This is a genomic window from Brevundimonas sp. FV2ps16 (assembly GCF_058681075.1).
The window spans coordinates 733,047-751,570 of record NZ_CM178728.1 but is presented as its reverse complement, the minus strand read 5'-3'; the positions used below and the strand labels follow the sequence as shown (position 1 = coordinate 751,570).

General features: G+C 57.1%; 17 protein-coding genes. 15 read left to right on the top strand and 2 right to left on the bottom strand.

Annotation, left to right across the window (positions count from 1 at the left end):
• The first annotated feature begins 230 nt into the window (after positions 1 to 230).
• The 15 genes from rfbC (at position 231) to ACW170_RS03465 (ending at position 16,286) form a co-directional block, all read left to right on the top strand.
• Positions 231 to 755: a dTDP-4-dehydrorhamnose 3,5-epimerase gene (gene rfbC, locus ACW170_RS03535; protein WP_492088311.1), complete on the top strand. Its 525-nt coding sequence runs from the start codon at positions 231 to 233 to the stop codon at positions 753 to 755.
• Positions 755 to 1,810 (top strand): dTDP-glucose 4,6-dehydratase, encoded by a 1,056-nt coding sequence (gene rfbB, locus ACW170_RS03530; RefSeq protein WP_492088310.1) that lies wholly within the window; start codon positions 755 to 757, stop codon positions 1,808 to 1,810. The genes rfbC and rfbB overlap by 1 nt, the downstream gene beginning before the upstream one ends.
• The gene (rfbD, locus tag ACW170_RS03525; RefSeq protein WP_492088309.1) at positions 1,803 to 2,705 is read left to right on the top strand and encodes a dTDP-4-dehydrorhamnose reductase; all 903 of its coding nucleotides are present in this window, start codon (positions 1,803 to 1,805) and stop codon (positions 2,703 to 2,705) included. The genes rfbB and rfbD overlap by 8 nt, the downstream gene beginning before the upstream one ends.
• Positions 2,702 to 3,598 (top strand): glucose-1-phosphate thymidylyltransferase RfbA, encoded by an 897-nt coding sequence (gene rfbA / locus ACW170_RS03520; protein WP_492088308.1) that lies wholly within the window; start codon positions 2,702 to 2,704, stop codon positions 3,596 to 3,598. Before rfbD ends, rfbA begins: the two co-directional genes overlap by 4 nt.
• Before the next feature lie 372 nt (positions 3,599 to 3,970).
• Positions 3,971 to 5,293, top strand: a complete 1,323-nt coding sequence (locus ACW170_RS03515) for a UDP-glucose dehydrogenase family protein (protein ID WP_492088296.1) — start codon at positions 3,971 to 3,973, stop codon at positions 5,291 to 5,293.
• 72 nt (positions 5,294 to 5,365) lie between these two features.
• Complete coding sequence (locus ACW170_RS03510) at positions 5,366 to 6,475, top strand: glycosyltransferase family 2 protein (protein ID WP_492088307.1); 1,110 nt, start codon at positions 5,366 to 5,368, stop codon at positions 6,473 to 6,475.
• Positions 6,472 to 7,656, top strand: a complete 1,185-nt coding sequence (locus ACW170_RS03505) for a glycosyltransferase (RefSeq protein WP_492088306.1) — start codon at positions 6,472 to 6,474, stop codon at positions 7,654 to 7,656. The genes ACW170_RS03510 and ACW170_RS03505 overlap by 4 nt, the downstream gene beginning before the upstream one ends.
• Positions 7,647 to 8,948, top strand: a complete 1,302-nt coding sequence (locus ACW170_RS03500; RefSeq protein WP_492088305.1) for a hypothetical protein — start codon at positions 7,647 to 7,649, stop codon at positions 8,946 to 8,948. The genes ACW170_RS03505 and ACW170_RS03500 overlap by 10 nt, the downstream gene beginning before the upstream one ends.
• Complete coding sequence (locus ACW170_RS03495; RefSeq protein WP_492088304.1) at positions 8,945 to 10,024, top strand: glycosyltransferase family 2 protein; 1,080 nt, start codon at positions 8,945 to 8,947, stop codon at positions 10,022 to 10,024. The genes ACW170_RS03500 and ACW170_RS03495 overlap by 4 nt, the downstream gene beginning before the upstream one ends.
• 34 nt (positions 10,025 to 10,058) lie before the next feature.
• Positions 10,059 to 11,525 carry a lipopolysaccharide biosynthesis protein gene (locus tag ACW170_RS03490; protein WP_492088303.1) on the top strand — a complete coding sequence of 489 codons (1,467 nt, stop codon included), beginning with the start codon at positions 10,059 to 10,061 and terminating at the stop codon, positions 11,523 to 11,525.
• 40 nt (positions 11,526 to 11,565) lie between these two features.
• On the top strand, positions 11,566 to 12,603 hold the full coding sequence (locus ACW170_RS03485) for a glycosyltransferase family 2 protein (RefSeq protein WP_492088302.1): 1,038 nt from the start codon (positions 11,566 to 11,568) through the stop codon (positions 12,601 to 12,603).
• A 104-nt stretch (positions 12,604 to 12,707) separates the two neighbouring features.
• Positions 12,708 to 13,016, top strand: a complete 309-nt coding sequence (locus ACW170_RS03480) for an acyltransferase family protein (RefSeq protein WP_492088301.1) — start codon at positions 12,708 to 12,710, stop codon at positions 13,014 to 13,016.
• A 20-nt stretch (positions 13,017 to 13,036) separates the two neighbouring features.
• Positions 13,037 to 13,996 (top strand): acyltransferase family protein, encoded by a 960-nt coding sequence (locus tag ACW170_RS03475; protein WP_492088300.1) that lies wholly within the window; start codon positions 13,037 to 13,039, stop codon positions 13,994 to 13,996.
• Entirely contained in the window at positions 13,893 to 15,224 is a 1,332-nt protein-coding gene (locus ACW170_RS03470) for a glycoside hydrolase family 16 protein (protein WP_492089132.1), read from the top strand. Before ACW170_RS03475 ends, ACW170_RS03470 begins: the two co-directional genes overlap by 104 nt.
• Before the next feature lie 561 nt (positions 15,225 to 15,785).
• Positions 15,786 to 16,286, top strand: a complete 501-nt coding sequence (locus ACW170_RS03465) for a hypothetical protein (protein WP_492088299.1) — start codon at positions 15,786 to 15,788, stop codon at positions 16,284 to 16,286.
• 37 nt (positions 16,287 to 16,323) lie between these two features.
• Here ACW170_RS03465 and ACW170_RS03460 read toward each other — a convergent pair whose 3' ends face one another.
• Both ACW170_RS03460 and ACW170_RS03455 read right to left on the bottom strand, forming a co-directional pair.
• Entirely contained in the window at positions 16,324 to 17,340 is a 1,017-nt protein-coding gene (locus tag ACW170_RS03460; protein ID WP_492088298.1) for an acyltransferase family protein, read from the bottom strand.
• Between the two features lie 87 nt (positions 17,341 to 17,427).
• A complete protein-coding gene (locus tag ACW170_RS03455) occupies positions 17,428 to 18,426 on the bottom strand; it encodes an NAD-dependent epimerase/dehydratase family protein (protein WP_492088297.1) in 999 nt (332 codons plus the stop codon).
• Positions 18,427 to 18,524 lie beyond the last annotated feature (98 nt).

Genomic DNA, 18,524 nt, shown 5'->3' with positions numbered 1-18,524 from the left:
TTCCTCCGCCGCGGCACTGGTCGAAGAGTTGTGTCGCGAGAACAGCTTGCTCGGTCTGCGTCAGATGGACAACCTCCTGACGCGCAACACCTAGCTTCGCGGGTGCGAGTTGAGTAGCAGAGAGACGTCGTGGGGATCGGGAAAAGGGCTTTCGCAGCATGGCGCTATCAAGCGCAGGATCCGTAACTCTCCTCCGCCCCCGTCGTTTCGGCGATGCACGCGGCTGGTTCATGGAGACTTATTCGGACGCGGCGGCGCTGGCGGCCGGCATCGACGTGCGGTTCGTTCAGGACAATCAATCGTTCTCGGCCTTTGAGGGCACGATCCGGGGACTGCATTATCAGCGGCCGCCGCACGCCCAGGCCAAGCTGGTGCGGTGCGTGCGTGGGTCGATCATGGATTATGCGGTGGATATCCGGCGGGGGTCGCCGACCTACGGCCATCACGTGGCGGCCAAGCTGACCGCCGAGGGCGGGGAGCAGTCATTCGTGCCGGTCGGTTTCGCCCATGGCTTCGTCACGCTCGAACCGGATGTCGAGGTCGCCTACAAGGTGAGCGCCGTCTATGCGCCGGACTGCGATGGCGGCATCGTCTGGAACGATCCGACCCTCGGCATCGACTGGCCCCTACCGGCTTCAGGCGCAGTCTTGTCCGAAAAGGACAAGAGCCTGCCGACCCTGGCCGCGTTTGACAGTCCGTTCGAGTACGACGGCCGCCCGCTTGCGCCCTTGCAAGCGCCGCCGGAGCACCGCTGATGCGTATCCTGGTCACCGGCGGCGCCGGTTTCATTGGCTCGGCCCTCGTGCGGCGGCTTATCGAGCATACGGACCATGAGGTGTTGGTCTACGACAAGCTGACCTATGCGGGCGGGCTCAGCGCGCTGGAGCCTGTGGCCTCCAGCAACCGCTATGCCTTCGTCCAGGCCGACATCTGCGATGCCGAGGCCGTGTCCAAGGCCCTGCGGGAGTTCAAGCCCGACGTGGTCGCCCACCTGGCGGCCGAGAGCCATGTCGATCGCTCGATCGACGGGCCGGGTGCGTTCATCCAGACCAATATGGTCGGCACCTTCGTCATGCTGAACCAGGCCTTGGGCTACTGGCGCGGGCTGGATGAGGAGGCCAGATCGGCCTTCCGCTTCCACCATATCTCGACCGACGAGGTGTTCGGTTCGCTGGGCGAGGACGGTTTCTTCACCGAGACCACCCCTTATGATCCCCGCTCGCCCTATTCGGCGTCCAAGGCGGGGTCGGACCATCTGGTGCGGGCCTGGGGCCACACCTACGGCCTGCCGGTGCTGGTGACCAACTGCTCCAACAACTACGGCCCCTATCATTTCCCCGAGAAGCTGATCCCGCTGATCATTATCCGGGCCCTGAACGGCGAGCCCCTGCCGGTCTATGGCGACGGGTCGAACGTGCGCGACTGGCTGTTCGTCGAGGACCACGCCCGCGCGCTTCAGGCGGTGTTCGAGACCGGCACGCCGGGCGAGACCTATAATGTCGGCGGCAACGCCGAGAAGAAGAACATCGAGGTGGTCACCGCCATCTGTTCGATCCTGGACCGGTTGCGCCCCAAGGCCGAGGGCCAATACGCCGATCAGATCACCTATGTGACCGATCGGCCGGGCCATGACCATCGCTACGCCATCGACGCCTCCAAGATCCGCTCCGATCTGGACTGGACGCCGTCGGTGACCTTCGAACAGGGCATTGAACAGACGGTGGCCTGGTATCTGGAGAACCAGTCCTGGTGGCAGGACATCCTCGACGCCCGCTATTCGACCCAACGTCTCGGTGTCGCCAATGGCTGATCCGGTCCACATCCTGATCACGGGCGGGGCCGGTCAGGTGGGACTGGAGCTTCAGGCCACCGCCTGGCCTGAAGGCGTCGTGTTGCACGCCCCGACGCGGGCCGAGCTGGACCTGGGCGACGCCGCCTCGGTCCGCGCCGCCTTCGCCGCCACCCCCTTCGCCGCCGTGATCAACTCCGGCGCCCACACCGCCGTGGACAAGGCCGAGACCGAGGTCGCCGCTGCCTTCGCCGCCAACGCCATGGGGCCGGCGGTGCTGGCTGACGCCACGCGCGAGGCGGGGATCCCGCTGATCCAGGTCTCGACCGACTATGTGTTCGACGGGTCCAAGGATGGTCTCTATGTCGAGACCGATCCGGTCGGGCCGCTGGGCGTTTATGGCGCCTCCAAACTGGCGGGCGAACTGGCGGTGCGGGCGGGCAATCCGCGCTCGGTCGTGCTGCGCACCGCCTGGGTGCTCAGCGTCCACCGCGCCAACTTCCTCAAGACCATGTTGCGGCTCGCCGCCGACCGACCGGCCCTGCGGGTGGTGGGCGACCAGCACGGCTGCCCGACCTCGGCGCGCGACATCGCCCAAACGCTCAAGACCATCGCCCTGACGATGATCGCCGACCCAGACGCCCCGACCGGCGTCTATCAGTTCGTCAACGCCGGCGAGACCACCTGGGCCGGGCTGGCGAGCGAGATCTTCGCCCTCAGCGCCGCGACCGGCGGTCCATCCGCAACGGTCGAGGCCATTCCTTCAAGCGAATACCCGACCCCGGCCAAACGCCCGACCAATTCGCGCCTGTCGACCGAGAAACTGACCCGAGACTACGGCATTGCGCCCCGCCCCTGGCAGGCCGCCGTCGCCGAGATCGTCCACGAACTCCACGCCGAAAGGACCCACCCATGAAGGGCATCATCCTGGCCGGAGGATCGGGTACCCGCCTGCATCCGATGACCCTAGTCACCTCCAAGCAGCTGATGCCGGTCTACGACAAGCCGATGATCTACTATCCGCTGTCGACCCTGATGCTGGCGGGCATCCGCGAGGTGCTGATCATCTCCACCCCGCGCGATGTGCCCAGCTTCCAGGCCCTGCTGGGCGACGGTTCGCAGTGGGGCATGGAGATCCAGTACGCGGTCCAGCCCAGCCCTGACGGCCTGGCTCAGGCCTACATCATCGGCGCGGACTTCGTGGGCGACAATCCGTCGGCCCTGATCCTGGGCGACAACATCTACTACGGCCAGGGCATCACCGCTCTTTTCACCTCGGCCATGAGCCGGCCCGAGGGGGCGACGGTGTTCGCCTATCACGTCAACGATCCGGAACGGTACGGCGTGGTCGCCTTCGATAAGGACATGCGCGCCCTGTCGATCGAGGAAAAGCCGGCCCAGCCCCAGTCGAACTGGGCCGTCACGGGTCTCTACTTCTACGACAAGGACGTGGTCGAGATCGCTCGCGACCTGAAGCCCTCCGCCCGGGGGGAACTGGAGATAACCGACGTCAACCGCATCTATCTGGAGCGCGGCAAGCTGTCGGTTGAGATCATGGGCCGGGGCTACGCCTGGCTGGACACCGGCACGCCGGCCGCGATGATGGACGCCGCCCAGTTCGTGCGTGTGCTGGAGCAGCGGCAGGGCTTCAAGATCGCCTGCCCTGAGGAGGTCGCCTACCAGAAGGGCTTCATCGATGCGGGACAGCTGGAGGCGCTGGCGGGGGATTTCCGCCAGAGTCCTTACGGTGCTTACTTGCGCGCTGTCATCAGGCAGTCGAGCCTCGAAAGTTGTGGTGTTAAGCTCTAGCAAACTCGACGTAGCTCGCCAGGCTGAAATAAGATGGGTAATATATATTTTGTAATGAGGGCGCCTATGTAGATATTTTCGAGAGTCGAAGTGCTATTTAGCGGATCGTGATGCAGGGAAGTGGGTGAGTCGATCTCGCTGATGGAAATATTTAAGCCGGATCAATCAGTGAATTATTCAAAATTGCTAAATGTTTGGTGCGGAAATTAAGACGCAGCGCGCGTGATATTGGCGGCCTTAACTAAGCGCATAAGTGTAACTGTTTGAAGAGGGATGAGGCTCGGCCTTATCCGGCGTTCCGCGTTCCTATCCCCATTGCCATGTTGCGGTGCAGCGAGATATGACAAGAGTGGCTCATCGGGGAACACCAATATGCGCGTCGCTATGATCGGAACGGGTTACGTCGGCCTGGTTTCGGGGGCCTGTTTTGCCGATTTCGGGCATGTCGTGACCTGCATCGACAAGGATCCCTCGAAGATCGAACGGCTGGAGAAGGGTGAAATCCCCATATTCGAGCCCGGCCTGGACGACCTGGTCGCGACCAACGTCAAGGAAGGCCGGTTGTTCTTCACGCTTGAGGGCGCTGAAGCCATCCGCAACGCCGACGCTGTCTTCATCGCTGTCGGCACGCCCACGCGTCGCGGCGACGGGCATGCCGACCTGAGCTACGTCTATGCTGCCGCCGAGGAGATCGCCGGCCTCATCGAAGGCTTCACCGTGGTGGTGACCAAGTCTACCGTGCCCGTCGGCACCGGCGACGAGGTCGAGGCCATCATTCGCAAGGCCAATCCTAACGCCGACTTCGCCGTCGTCTCGAACCCTGAGTTCCTGCGCGAAGGCGCCGCCATCGGCGACTTCAAACGCCCCGACCGGGTCGTGATCGGCGTCAACGACATCGACGGCGACATTGGCGCGCGCGCCAAAGACGTGATGAGCGAACTCTATCGCCCGCTGAACCTGAACGAGAGCCCGCTTCAGTTCGTTGGCCGCCGCACCTCGGAACTGATCAAATACGCCGCCAACGCCTTCCTCGCGATGAAGATCACCTTCATCAACGAAATGGCCGACCTCTGCGAAGCCGTCGGCGCCGACGTGCAGCAGGTGGCGCGCGGCATCGGCTTGGACAAGCGCATCGGGTCGAAGTTCCTGCACGCTGGCCCTGGCTACGGCGGCTCTTGCTTCCCTAAAGACACCATCGCCCTGGTCCGCACTGCCCAGCAGTATGGGGCTCCGGTCAAGCTGATCGAGACCACGGTCGAGGTCAACGACGCCCGCAAGAAGGCCATGGCCGGCCGGGTCGAGACAACCTTGGGCGAGAGCATCTCCGGCAAGACGGTCGCGCTTCTGGGTCTGACCTTCAAGCCCAACACCGACGACATGCGCGACGCCCCCTCGCTGGACATCGCCCCGGCCCTGATCGCCGCCGGCGCCAAGGTTCAGGCCTTCGACCCCGAAGGCATGCACGAGGCCGGAAAGCTCCTGCCGGGCGTCGAGATGAAGGCCAACGCCTATGACGCCGTGGAAGGCGCTGACGCTGTGGTCATCATTACCGAATGGGACCAGTTCCGGGCGTTGGACCTAGATCGCATCAAGGATCTGATGAGACAGCCGGTGCTGGTGGATCTGCGGAACGTCTATCGCTCCGAAGATATGATCAAGCGCGGGTTCAAATACTCCGGCATCGGACGAGGATGATGCCTCTGAAACGCTCGATGGAGGACCCATTGGCTTCTGCAGTAGCGAGCGGCAACAAATGGGCCGAATGCAATGACTGAAGTTCGCGAAGTGGTGGGGCTCGGGCAGCAAGCGTCGGCGGGAGGCGGGCTGGGCGCGCATATACCTGCATTTCCCAATGTGCTTGTGGTGGTGCCGGCGCTGAACGAGGTTCGATTTATAGGTAGAATTCTTCAACGGCTTGTTGAGGATCGCCCACGAGGTATGCGGACGACCATTGTCGTTGCAGATGGCGGCAGCACAGATGGCACCATTGAAGCAGTCGAAAATTTAGCGGCCCAATTTCCGGATTTATACCTTCTTAGAAATCCGCGTCGAATTCAGAGCGCCGCAGTAAATTTGGCCGTTCAGCGCTTTGGCAGTGGAATGGACATTCTTGTTCGTTGTGATGCGCACGGAGCATATCCTCGTGCTTTCGTGGCGCATTTGGTGGCCACGCTCGCCCGTGAAGAGGCCGATTCCGTTGTGGTGCCGATGGACTCTGTTGGAGAGGCTTGTCTGCAGAAGGCTGTCGCGTGGGTGTCAAATACCCCGGTAGGCACCGGCGGCTCTGCGCACCGCGCTGGACGGGTGAGCGGCTATGTAGATCATGGGCATCACGCCGCTTTCAGCATAGACAGCTTCCGCCGTGTCGGTGGCTATGACGAGACGTACAGCCATAATGAGGACGCTGAATATGATTGCCGCCTACGCGCTACTGGCGGGCGAATTTATCTCGACGCCAATATTCGACAAGAATACTATCCACGCGATTCATTGCTAGGAATGTGGCGGCAGTATTTTAACTACGGTGTTGGTCGGTCGAGAACTGTGCGTCGCCACCCAACGTCAGTCCGGATGCGGCAGTTAGCCTTACCCGCGCACTTAGTTTTTTCAATTGTTTCTGTGGTCGCAGGCGTAGCGGTGAATCCTGTGTTGGTAGCCTGGCCTGTCATTTATATCTCCATATTGGCCGCTACTGGGGCGATGCTTGCCCTCAAGCATCGTTCGATCTGTGGGTTGCTCGCCGGACCTGCAGCCTTCGTGATGCACTCGGCTTGGTCTATTGGATTTCTGTGGGGCTTCGTGAAGTTCCGTGAAAAGCGCTGGGCGGCACCTCTTCTAATGGAAGGAGAGGGCTTGGCATCTTCGGGTGCTACATGACAGGAACTCGTATTTCTGCCCTGCTACTCGATCCATCGCTGTTTACTGCGCCCTATAACACGGGCTTGGCGGCGGGACTCGAAGCGGCAGGTGTGTCTCAGACGTGGGCGACACGACCGGAACGGCATAACGAGGCAAACTTTGCTCCAGCCGGCAAGGTAAAGAAGATATTCTATCGTCGTTTTGATAGGCCTACCTTCTTGCCTCGCCCTCTGCGGGCGCCAGCCAAGGCATTGTCACATATTGCGGGGCTGCTTCGTGTCCTGGGCATGGCGCATCGGCACGATATCGCTCATTTCCAGTGGACCGTTCTGCCTGTGGTCGATGCAGCTTTCATCTGCCTGCTGAAATGGCGGATGCCAGTGGTGGTGACAGTGCACGACACCAACCCGTTCAACGGGGAGAAAATGTCATTATTCCAAAATCTGGGCTTTGACCTCCCCATTCGCCTGGCCGACAAGGTTATCGTGCATACTCGGTCGGCGCGTCGCACGCTCGAAGCGCGAGGCGTCCCATCAGAGCGCATTGAGGTCGTTGATCACGGCCCCCTGTCGCTTGAAGCGCCGACATCTGAAAGCTCGCCACGCCGTAATGATGGGTTGTGGACCTTCGTCATGTTCGGCCAGATTAAGCCTTACAAAGGGCTCGATATTCTGATCGCAGCGGTCGGCCTTGTAGCGGCAGATTTGCGTGGAAAGGCGCGTATAGTTGTTGCGGGAGCTCCGCATATGGACATGGCGCCGATCACAGAGGCCATCGCTAAGCATGGGATCGGCGACATAGTCGAGCTGCGTCTTGGCCGCCTTAGCGAAGCTGAGATGTTTTTGCTGTTCGAGGAAGCTGACTGTTTCCTGTTTCCATATCGGGCCATCGACGCCAGTGGCGTGTACTATGTTACGCGAGCATTCAACAAGTGGACGATTGCGAGCCGTGTTGGCATTTTCGCTGAAGTCCTGGAAGATGGTCTTGAGGGGATGTTGACACCGCCAGAGGATATCGAAGCCCTAGCTGACGCAATACGAGAAACTGTTGTCGTCCGTCCAGTCCCTCAAGGGGCAGCTGTAGACAACTCTTGGATAAATATCGGACAGAACACACGAGCGCTTTATGATGCGCTCCTAAACTCACGTCGTGGCGTCGCGACCGTTCCCAAGCTCGACGGTGGCCGCTCATGTCGTTAGCTGCGATGGGGGCACCCGCGCCCAATGCCAATAATAAAATTGCGCATTCTTTCGAGATGACGCCTTCAGCAAAAACAGCAGTTACCGCTGTTTTTGTCTCAATACTATTTTTAGGCAACCTTGGGCTGATGGTGGGTGGATTCCCGCTAAAGTTTAGCCTTGTCGCGATCTATGGCCTGGTCGCTTTCGGTCTATGGACGCGCACCTTTATGGTCAGCCTGCCGTCCCTTTCTTTGTATGGCGCCGTCGCAGTTGTTGCTTGGTTGTCAACTGCGATCAATCCTGGCGCATCTACAGGCTCGTTATCGCTGCTTCTAGTGTTGTACGCGCCATTTATATTGCGGCTTCATCCAAAGGTGAGTTCGCGGAGCTGGATGGACTTCTGCATGCGACGTTATGGGAGTCTGTCGCTATTCCTCGCGTTTGTGGGAATTATGCAGTTCGCTCTGCAATTCGCGATCCATGCGCCATGGCTTTTTGACGTAAAGCAACTTTTCCCGGAATTCTTGCGGGCTGGCGGTAATTATAACACTGTGATCTCAGCTGGCGGCGTCATGAAGGCGAACGGCGTTTTTCTTCGGGAGCCATCGTCCTTCTCAGCTATTATGGCGATAGCTCTTTTGATCGAGCTAATTTACTTGAAGAGACCGTGGCGAATGGCTGTTTTTGGCCTTGCAATGGCTCTATCGTATTCCGGCACGGGGATATTCATCCTTCTGGTGGGCCTCCTTGTTCCTACTGGAATGAAAGCGTTTGGCCGTGCTTTTGTAGTCATAGCTGGTGGGCTTTTACTATTCGTCCTCCTTGCCGACTCGTTGAATCTTTGGTTTTTCGTTGGGCGGTTGGATGAGTTCTCCACGGTCGGGACCAGCGGTTACGCTCGCTTCGTCGCGCCCGTCAACTTGGTGAAAGCGGGCTTCGAGTACCCGGCATGGGCCGCCACCCTAGGGCACGGGCCGGGCACGATTGACCAAGCGATCATACTCGCAAACGTGAAGTACGAAATATTTGATCCCACTTGGGCAAAACTTATCTATGAATATGGGCTCATAGGAGCCTGTACGATTGTATTATTTCTAGCCGCGACATTTGCGGGGAGGGCGATTTCGTGGTCTGTAAGAATCGCTCTGCTATACGCTTGGCTAGCTTCCGGCGGCTTGTTATTGCAGTCTGACTTCTGCGCTCTCCTACTTTTACTGGTGGTGCTCAACCCCTCGGTTGCTTCGTTGCGTGCCCAAAATCACAGAACGACAACCGCAGTTTTGCGGCTTTCCGGGCGAGGTGCTTCATGACGAAGGGTAGTCCCTCCATTGGGGTCGTCATCACGTGCTACAATTACGAGCGTTACGTTGGCGTCGCTATTGACAGCGTTTTGAATCAGAGCCGCGAGGCAGCCGAAATTATAGTTATAGACGATGGGTCGACTGATAGTTCGGCGGAGATAATCCGCCGCTATGGAACAAAAGTCGTGCCGGTTATCCAGCCTAACATGGGGAAGGTTGCTGCTGTAAACATAGGGTATTCACATTCTAGCGCCGACATCGTGTTGTTTTTGGACGCCGATGACTTATTATTAGACGGAGCTTTGGATGCTATTCTAACGGCATGGACGCCCGGCACAGTTAAGGCTCAGTTCGAGCTCGAGATCATTAACAGCGACGGCGACCGACTAGGCCGCCGCTTTTGCAACTTCCCTGAACCCTATGGGGTGCAGGAGGTGCGGGAGTCTTTCGAGCGTACAGGCACCTACCTATGGCCAGTGACTTCCGGCAATGCGTACGCCCGCAGCTTCCTAGACGAAATGTTACCTATGGAGCCGCCGGTGTCGCAAGATGGGGTGCTTAACACCCTAGCTCCGCTCTACGGCGACGTGGTGACGATTACTCGGCCCTTGGGGCAGTATCGACTGCACGGGCTTAACCGTAGCCGCCAAGACGCGACAGGGCAGGCCAAACGTCATCCTGACTTTGGCCGCCGCATCGGCTTCCGCATAGCTGAATTCGATATTCTTCGCCAAAGGGCAAAATCCTTGGGAGTGCCCTTGCCGACCGGCAACCTTCTGGATGGCGAGCTAGTGTTTGTTAACTACCGCCTTATGGCCCAGAAGTTAGGTGACGTTTATCCTGGCCATGAAGGCGATAGTATTGGGGGGTTGTGGCGACGCGCCTGCCGCCTAGTCGATAGCCAGAGCGCAAGTGCCAAGTCAAAGCTAGCAAATGTAGTTTGGCTGACTCTGCTATTATCTTGCCCGGCAAGGATGGTGCCAAGTCTAATCGCTTTTCGTTTTAATCGGTCTGAGTTTCTGGCTCCGCTCGGTTTGATCGTGTCGCGCATGCGCAGGCGCGCGCCTTCGCAGGTCGCTTCGTAATACCTGCAGGCGAAGGCCTTGAATGGAGACCATCATGGCCGTTGATCGTGCGACCGCGTCAAAGTCCGCCTTCTGGAGTGCGCTCGAGAGTGGAGGTCTTTCGCTCGTTTCCTTCGCCTCCCTTGTCATCTATTCGCGTCTGTTGCCGCCGGCGCAGTTTGGCCTTTTCGCGATGGTCCTGGCAGTGGTCGAGCTGATAGGCATACTTTCCAATATGTCGTTCCACGACGCCCTGGTGCAGCGTCGTGACATCACTGAGCGTCATTTCAACACCGCCTTTACCGCATCGATTGCTATCAGCGTGGTGTTGGTAGCCGCGTGTTGGGCGGCGGGGCCGCTATTTAGCCAGCTCACTCGCGAGCCCGATGCTGGGTCGGTCTTGGGATGGATGAGTCTGAGTTACTTGGCAGGGGGCGCGACCTCTACATTGGTGGCGCGCCAGCGGCGAGAATTCGGGTTCAAGGCTTTGGCGCTACGATCCTTCGCCGGGCGATTGGCCGGGGCGGCGATTGGCATTGTTGCGGCTTTCATGGGGGCAGGGATTTGGGCCTTGGTCGTTCAACAGCTGATGATGGTGTACTTGGGGTCGGCCGTGCTTTGGATAGCTAGCCGAAACCGCCCGCAGTTCCAGCTTGGATTGTCCGAGATTAGACAATTGACAGCGTTCGGAGCACTTTCGGTCAGTGCGTTGTTTATCAATTTCGCCATCAAACGGGTGTTCGTCTTTGCGGCCGGCATCTATCTAGGCGCGGGCACCGCTGGGTTTGTGAATCTTGCGTTCCGAACGATCGACACATTCTGGTCACTGTCAGCCACAGCCCTTCAGCAGGTGATCCTGCCGATGATGTCGAATCTACAGAACGATTTGCCGCGCTTGCGGCGCGCCTATGGTAAGGCCGTCGCCCTCGCTTGTACGGTACTTTATGCCTGCTTTGTCGGCCTAGGTATGACCGCGCCAGAGGTGATCGAAGTCCTGTTCGGGCGTCAGTGGCTTGCCGCCGCCCCCTACGTCACTGCATTAGGTTTCCTTGTGCTGTTGCAGGGGCCGCGGCTTTTCGTACCTCCCATCTTAACTGCCGTGGGGCGTCCCCATCTCGTCATGCTCAGCTATGGGGTTGGTCTGGCCTGGCTGCTTGCAGCAATATTCCTCACTAAGCTATCAACTCCTAGCGTCGCGGTTGGTGTTTGGATTAGCTGTGAACTGATCTACGCGCCCCTGTTTGCCATTCTGCTGAAGCATGTCACTGGACTAAGCATAGCAGATCAGTTCAGACAAATTAGGGCGCCACTGGCGTCGGGGGCAAGCATGGCGATCGTAGTCTTGGGAGTACGCATGCTGCTCCCTGATAGCCTGCCGGCTTTACCGCGATTGGTGGTAATGATCCCTTTAGGTGCGGCAGCTTTCTCGGGCATGCTATTTATGCTAGATCGCAGACTTCTGCGCGAACTGGTAGATTTAGGTCTGGGCTTTGTGAGGTCCCGCGCTTCAAGTCGTGCCTAGCCGGTTGTATTAATCGTTGCCAATATAGGGGGATGACTTGGTGAACGTGAATAAAGTCTCAGTTGTTATACCCAATTACAACTATGCCGAATTTATCGGAAGCGCCATCGAAAGTGCATTGTCGTTGGATTGGCCTGATGTGGAAATAATAGTTGTCGACGACGGCTCTACAGACCAGTCCCGGCAAGTTATTGAACGCTACGCTGGGCGAGTTAAAATGATATTTAAGAAAAATGGAGGTCCTGCTACAGCGTGCAACGATGGCTACTCGGCATCGACTGGTGATTTAATAATTTTTCTCGATTCCGATGATTTGGTTGACCCGTCTCTGGTCCGAGAGGTTGTCGCAGTCCTCACCTCTCAGACTAGCAAGGTGCAGGTGCAGATGAAGACAGTGGACCATGAAGGCCGCCCCTTAGGAAATGTGTTCCCTAAATACCGCTTCACGCCGACGCCAGTTCAGATCCGTGAGTGGGCGGCTTCTGCAGGGTCTTACCCGACCCCTCCAGGATCGGGTAACGTCTACACACGTAAATTTTTGGATAAACTGTTTCCACTTGATCTCGCCATGGACCGAGCCACGGATAGCTATTTTCTGTCGACCGCACCATTTTTAGGCGATGTCATCACTATACCTAAGCCGCTGGTTTCTTACCGCGTCCATGGCCGTAATATCGCGGCCATGTCCACACTTAATGAATCGAGGTTTAGCAATGAGGTCCGGCGGGCGGTTAGACGCTCCGCATTTAGCGCGGATGTAGCTGCGCGTAACGGCGTCCAGGTGAGGCCACAAGCGTTTCGCAGAAGTCTTAATGTCTGCTCGCTTCGAGCGTCGAGCTTGGCCTTGACGCCGAATGAACATCCGATTGAAGGCGACGGCCGCTTGAAGTTGATTTGTGACGCCTTCAGCGCAGCCCTGCGGCCGCAGGGGAACTCCAGCCTAGCACAGGCTATCCTGCTGTTTTGGGTGCTGGCTATAACTGCGACGCCGCGCTTGCTCTCAACCAAGCTGATCAAGTGGCGCTACGTACCGTCCGCCCGGCCAGCTTTCCTTCGAAAGGCCGTGGCCCAAGTGTAGCCGCTTCGGCTTCGGCTTCCAATGAGCCGTGAATTTGGGGCATGTGCGAGTGCAGAGCTTAATGTTGGATTGTTCCTACATCTTCGAAGAATAAGGGCCTGATTATGATCGACAATAAGCCAGCCACAGCTAGAAACCCTAAGGTTCGGTTGACGGAAACGTCGTCAGTGTTCCTAGATCTTGCTAGAGGATTAGCAGCAAATCTTGTTGTTATCGCTCATACCCGGCTCATATTTGATCTTTCCTGGCCAGTTCACCAGCTAGGCGGGTATTGTGTGGTCGTGTTTTTCTTGCTTAGCGGCATGCTTATTTGCGTATCTATAATCAATCACCTAAGATCCGGCGAAAATCGCCTAGTTCCGTTCTTGTCTGACAGGATAGCCCGCATATTTACACCCCTGATACCTGGTTAATACTGGCGGTAGTAGCGAATGTGTTAATTATTGACGGGAATTGGGGGCAAAAAGGAGTAAACGAAGGAGTCGCCGCCTTCTTCGGTAACTTGTTTCTCCTTAATGACTACCCGCTATTTCAAGCCGCATCGAAGTTTTTGAACGTTTGGCCTTATTACGTCCGCTCGTATAACGCCGCCGAGCCGCTTTGGACTGTGGCTATTGAATTCTGGATATATGTAGTTGCGGGGCTGTTTGCGTTTATCGTCATTGCCCGTCAGCGGACCAAATTTCTCCCGGTTGCGGTCGCCGGGGCGCTGGGATTGCCTGTGTTCGCTTGGAATCTATTCGCAGGCGGAGGCTCTGGGCTAAGCTTGACGTGGATCGTTGGCGCTGGCTTTGGCGCCTTATGGTCGGCAATGGAGGCGCGGCCATACCGGAGCCGCTTCTTTCAGTGCTTATTTTTCGTCGGAGCGATAGGGCTCGCGGGCAAGGCTGTGGAAGGCACAAATCTGGCTTACAGCACGCAAACAGCCATATTTATCGCAATGTCGATCTTTGGTTTGTCCTTGTCAGCCAAGCTGAGCGGTAAAGTGTTGGAGGGACTTAAGCGTGTAGCTGGCTTTATTTCTTCCTATTCATACAGCTTGTATCTCGTACACAACATTGTGCTTGTTGCGTTCTTTGAATTGTGGCCCGGTGCCTTAATGCCCGCTTATTTGGCTGCCATCCTAACCGCGCACTTGGTTGCATATGTAGTGTATTTTCTGTTTGAGCGTCACCATAAACGAGTGGCAGAGGCAATTCGTCCAGCGTTACAGTTGATGTTGAATGGCCGAAGCCAAGGTAGCGCGTTTATTGATCCTCGTTCAACTGAAGCAGTGGATTGTGTCAGTGATGCGTATGATTCTACGTCTACTTTCTTCAGCTCTCCTAATAGTGCTGATCAATCTACCACTTCCGGCTCTAGCGAGCGGTTGGGTGGTGGTGTTCGAGGATGAGTTCAACGGTGCCGAGCTGAATCGCGCCGCTTGGGCGACTCGGTACATTTACAACAACGAGCGGCAGGACAAATTAAACGACGAAATCCAGCGTTACCGCGACAACAACAACCACGTGGTAAGCAGCGGCGTGCTCGACCTGGTGGCTCGGCCAGCCGGAGATGGCACTTACGAGTCCGGCATGATCCGCTCGCTGCAGACATTCTACTACGGCTACTATGAGGTGCGCGTAAAGCTGCCGAAGGGGCGGGGCATTTGGCCAGCGTTCTGGTTAAACTCCGATTATGACGCATCGGGCGCTCTCAGCTGGCCGCCAGAAATTGATGTCATGGAGTATGTCGTGAACGGCAAAGAAGATTTGCCGAATATGGTACACTCCGCGGCAGTCGACACGCCCCGCGGTATAGCTGTTACGTATTCCCAGACGCATCCGCTATACAATACAACGCTGAAGTCGTATGTTGGTGATCAGGATTTGAGTGAAGACTGGCACGTCTTCGGGCTGGTTTGGACACCCAACGAGTATACAGTCCTGCTCGACGGCGAGGTGCTCTACCGTCGACCCTACGCTTGGCTCAACAAATCGGGCGCGCTGGCTGCGCCTGCTCATGTGCTACTAAATTTCGCAGTCGGCGGGAGTTGGGCTGGCCGCCACGGCATTGATGAATCCTACTTTCCGCAGTCATTTAAGATCGATTATGTGCGTGTTTGCCAGTTTAGCGAGGCTGCAGATGGGGGGCACCTCTGCGGAGGCAGTGCGTACACCCCTGATCCCAGCGCTTACCGCTATAGTGCACCAGGGGATATGGCCCGTGTGTTATTTGGCGCTGCCTCTTTGGGCGGCGTTGAAAGTGGAGGCCAAGTCACTCTGTTCGCCGGACAGCCGTCGATCCGAGTGACTTCTCGCCTGCGCTCTCCCAGGGGAACGGCTAGGGGTCTCAATCTTCGTTCGACCATTAAAGCTAATGGCAGCGGGGCTATACTCTCGGAGCAGACCCTTTCCCTTGACGGATATGACGATGGCCGAATGCGCACGATCGTTCATGATATGCCTTTGCCATCCATCGTGAGGCCGGGCTCCTATAGGCTTGAAGAAGCGATAGTAGGTAAGGCGCCGCCGGCGGGATCCGTAAAGCCTCTGAGGGCACCGGTGATCTGTGGCGGTGCCAGGACGCGGACCCTCACCTGCAATACAACTCAAATTGGTGTCTTAGTTAGCCCATCGTAGCACTTCTGAGTCCTAAGCAGCTCACTAAGCAAAGACTTGCTTTTGACTGACTGAACTGCCCTGAAAATTTCCTACGCGCGGCGCTAGAGCCCGGCCCTTGCTAGGGCGGACGGAATGAAGAGAGCGAGATTCACGCTAGAGTAGGTAATCGGGATCCTGCGGGAGAACGGGGCCGGGGCCGAAGCGGGCGAGCTAACGCGCAAGCACGGCGTGTCGAGAGGCACGATTTATGCCGGGAAGCCAACTTCGGCGGGGTGAACGTCGCGGGCACCCAATACCTTGGGGCTCTGGAAGAGAAAAGGCAAAAGCTGAAGCTCCTGCTGGCCCACACCATGCTCGACGAGGCGGCGTTGACCGATCTGCTATAAATAGTGGTAGCCCCCGCTACGATCTGCCGGCCCACCGCCTACCTGAACGCGGCGCTCGAGGGCGAGGAGCGGGGACCTGCTCCATCATCAATGCGGACCGCAAATCGGTGCGCCATCGTGGCTGCCGAGAGCTGCACACGGCGCTGCGAGCGGCTACGCACACTTGCCAATTCGGCTATAGCCGCGGCTGGTCGTGCTGCTGCGACGTCAGGGCGAGCCCTCGGACACGCCCCGAATCCACCGCGACGAATGCCTGACGGTGCGCGACCGACGCACCCGTCGTCGCGACATCGGCATGCGGGCGGCGATCCTGATAGATGCCAAGCCGAACGCCTGCTGGTCGATGGACTTTGTGCACGACCTGTTCGCCAAGGGCGTCCGCATCCGCATTATCAAAGTGCTCGATGACGTCACCCGTGAGTGCCTGCCGGTGATCTCCGACACGTCGATCTCGCGACGCCGCGTCGCGCGCGAGCGGACAACCCTGAACGCTCGGCGTGCGCCTCCCGCTATGGTCACCCCGGAAGCCTTTGCCGCCAGCCTGACCTGCAAAGGCCGACCCGCGTGCACTATTAAATTTGCGCGGTTCAGCCTTTGCTCCCCACGCTGCGAGGCGTACCTGCCCAAGAACTCTGGTCGCCGCTGGATGAAACTCAGAGGCACGTCAGAAGGTCCCGCCCGCCATGCGGCGTGAGACAAACCAAATATCCTCTGGCAAGCCCAGGAGCGGTTCAGCCTCTCTTGCGGGCCTGCATGCGAGCTGAAGCAAATCTCGAATTTAAGAAAGTTCGCGCCGGTTCTTCAATAAGGCGATAGCTCAGGTATGCAAGAACTGTCGCGGGAACAATCATCAGCACCGAAAAGGCTATCGGCAAGCTTACGGCAAATTTGTAAAACGGCTGCTGCCACAGATAAAGTGAGTAGCTTATGGTGCCGATAAACAGCAGATATTTGTTAGATAGCGTGGCCTGAACTGAAGGTGCTGCGGCAGGAAGTGCAGCTATTGAAAAGGCTAAACACGCCGTGCCTAGCGAGTATTTAACTGGATCCGGCACCGCATCCACATTCAGAGCCAAAGACGCTGCCCCGAGCGTAAGTGATACCCAAGGTCCTGGTAGTTTGTCGCGCATGGATAGATACGCAGCCGCGCCCAAAATAACTGAAGCCGCTCGCACGTCGGAGCGCCAATAAACTTCATCATACTGTAGGCCTGCAATAGTCTGTATTAGGCCGTTGGCAATCATAAGGCCCGAAATTGCAAATAAGGTTGGCAGGATTGGTATAGGGATTCTTCTTGATGCAAATGCAATCGCGCCAAGTAGAATGTATGAGTGTTCCTCGACACAAAGCGACCAAGTATGATGAATCCAGGAAGAGTTTATGCCTAAATATACAGCGTAGTTTGTTGTAAATGTCACTGCGGCAATCCAGGCCGCGACGCTTACTCCGCCGCGGCCCGTTGCCATGCTAACGAAAAGGCAAATTGTAACAAATACAAAGAGGGCTGGCCAGACGCGGCTAATTCTCCGTAAGAAAAACTTATCTAATGGACTTTTTCGGATGAATAGTATTTCGCCCATAAGTCGACCAGATAGAACGAAGAACATCTCAACGCCGAAGCGGCCGAGATTTATGCCAGAATGGTTGACGAAGTGAGCAAATATCACTGCTGAAATCGCGAGGGCGCGCCAGCCATCCAGGTAAAGGATGCGCCGGTTATGCAACTCGGCTGCCGAAGCCTCGGTCATTTAATCCCCTATGCGCGGCCAGCTTCGCCCAGCGAAGATCTGAATTCCGGCGCGTTGTCGAATTCGCCCTGCCGTTCTTATCGGCAATTAGATGAAGGTGCCGCCCGTAGCTGCCGCCCAGCGATCTATTCCTCGCGAAAAACTGCCGACGCCGAGTAAGTTATTTTCTAATGCCCAGCCCGGAAACACGTGAGTCGAGCGGACCAGCTTGGTGACGCGGTCGGGGTGGACTCCTATCCCGACACCATTGAGCGTCGACAAACCCTTCGCCGCTGCCATCACGACATCTTGTGGCACGTCAATAAGTCTGGCGCTTGGGAAGTAGCGAGCTTGAAGCAAAGTCACAATCTCTTCAAGAGTTGGGCACTCCTGATAGCTACCATTTAGAGTAATTGACTGATTTGGCTTACCACCAGCAATCAAAATTAGATCGATTAGATCCTCAACATAGATGCACGACTTGATGGTGTCTCGTCGGCCCGGAAATACGAAGAATCCCTTTTTCAGTAGACCGGCCATGCGAGCAAAGTTTCCGCCTTCGCCCGCTCCAAAAACAACCGCAGGCCTAGCGATCACTAGTGATCGTTCTTGGCTTTGACGTGCCCATGCCCGATGGATTTCTTCCGCCATCAGCTTTGATTTGCCGTAGGCGGAAATAGGGGCTGGATTAGTTGTTTCAATTTTTCGGTCTTCAGAGGGGCCGTAAATCGAAATGGAGCTTGTAAAGATAATTTTAGGTACATTATGGCGTTCTGCCAATTTCGTTACCTCTAGGGCTCCATGTACGTTCGTGTCGTAGTATTCATGATCTGGATGTCCTGGCGTGGTGTGCACTGCCGCTAAGTTAAATATCTCGTCGATTTCTGGCATATCGACCGCGCCAATATTCCGAACATCACCATTAATGTAGGTAACATTCGGAATTGTTTCGCGTTCGGCCTTTATATCAAGGCCGATCACTTTGGCGCCTGCAAGAGATAAGCGGCGGATCAAATGACTTCCGATGAAGCCGCTAGATCCAGTCACTAGTACCCGACGACCGGCCATTCGCGTTAAATGGGGTTCATTAGTCAAAACGTCGGTCATGTTGACTGCTCAATGTTATTGGATATGGGAGATGTCAATTTGCGTCGTCTTGCCAACGATTGGGATTCGTCCACATGGGGGCCAGTTTCGCTCAGAGG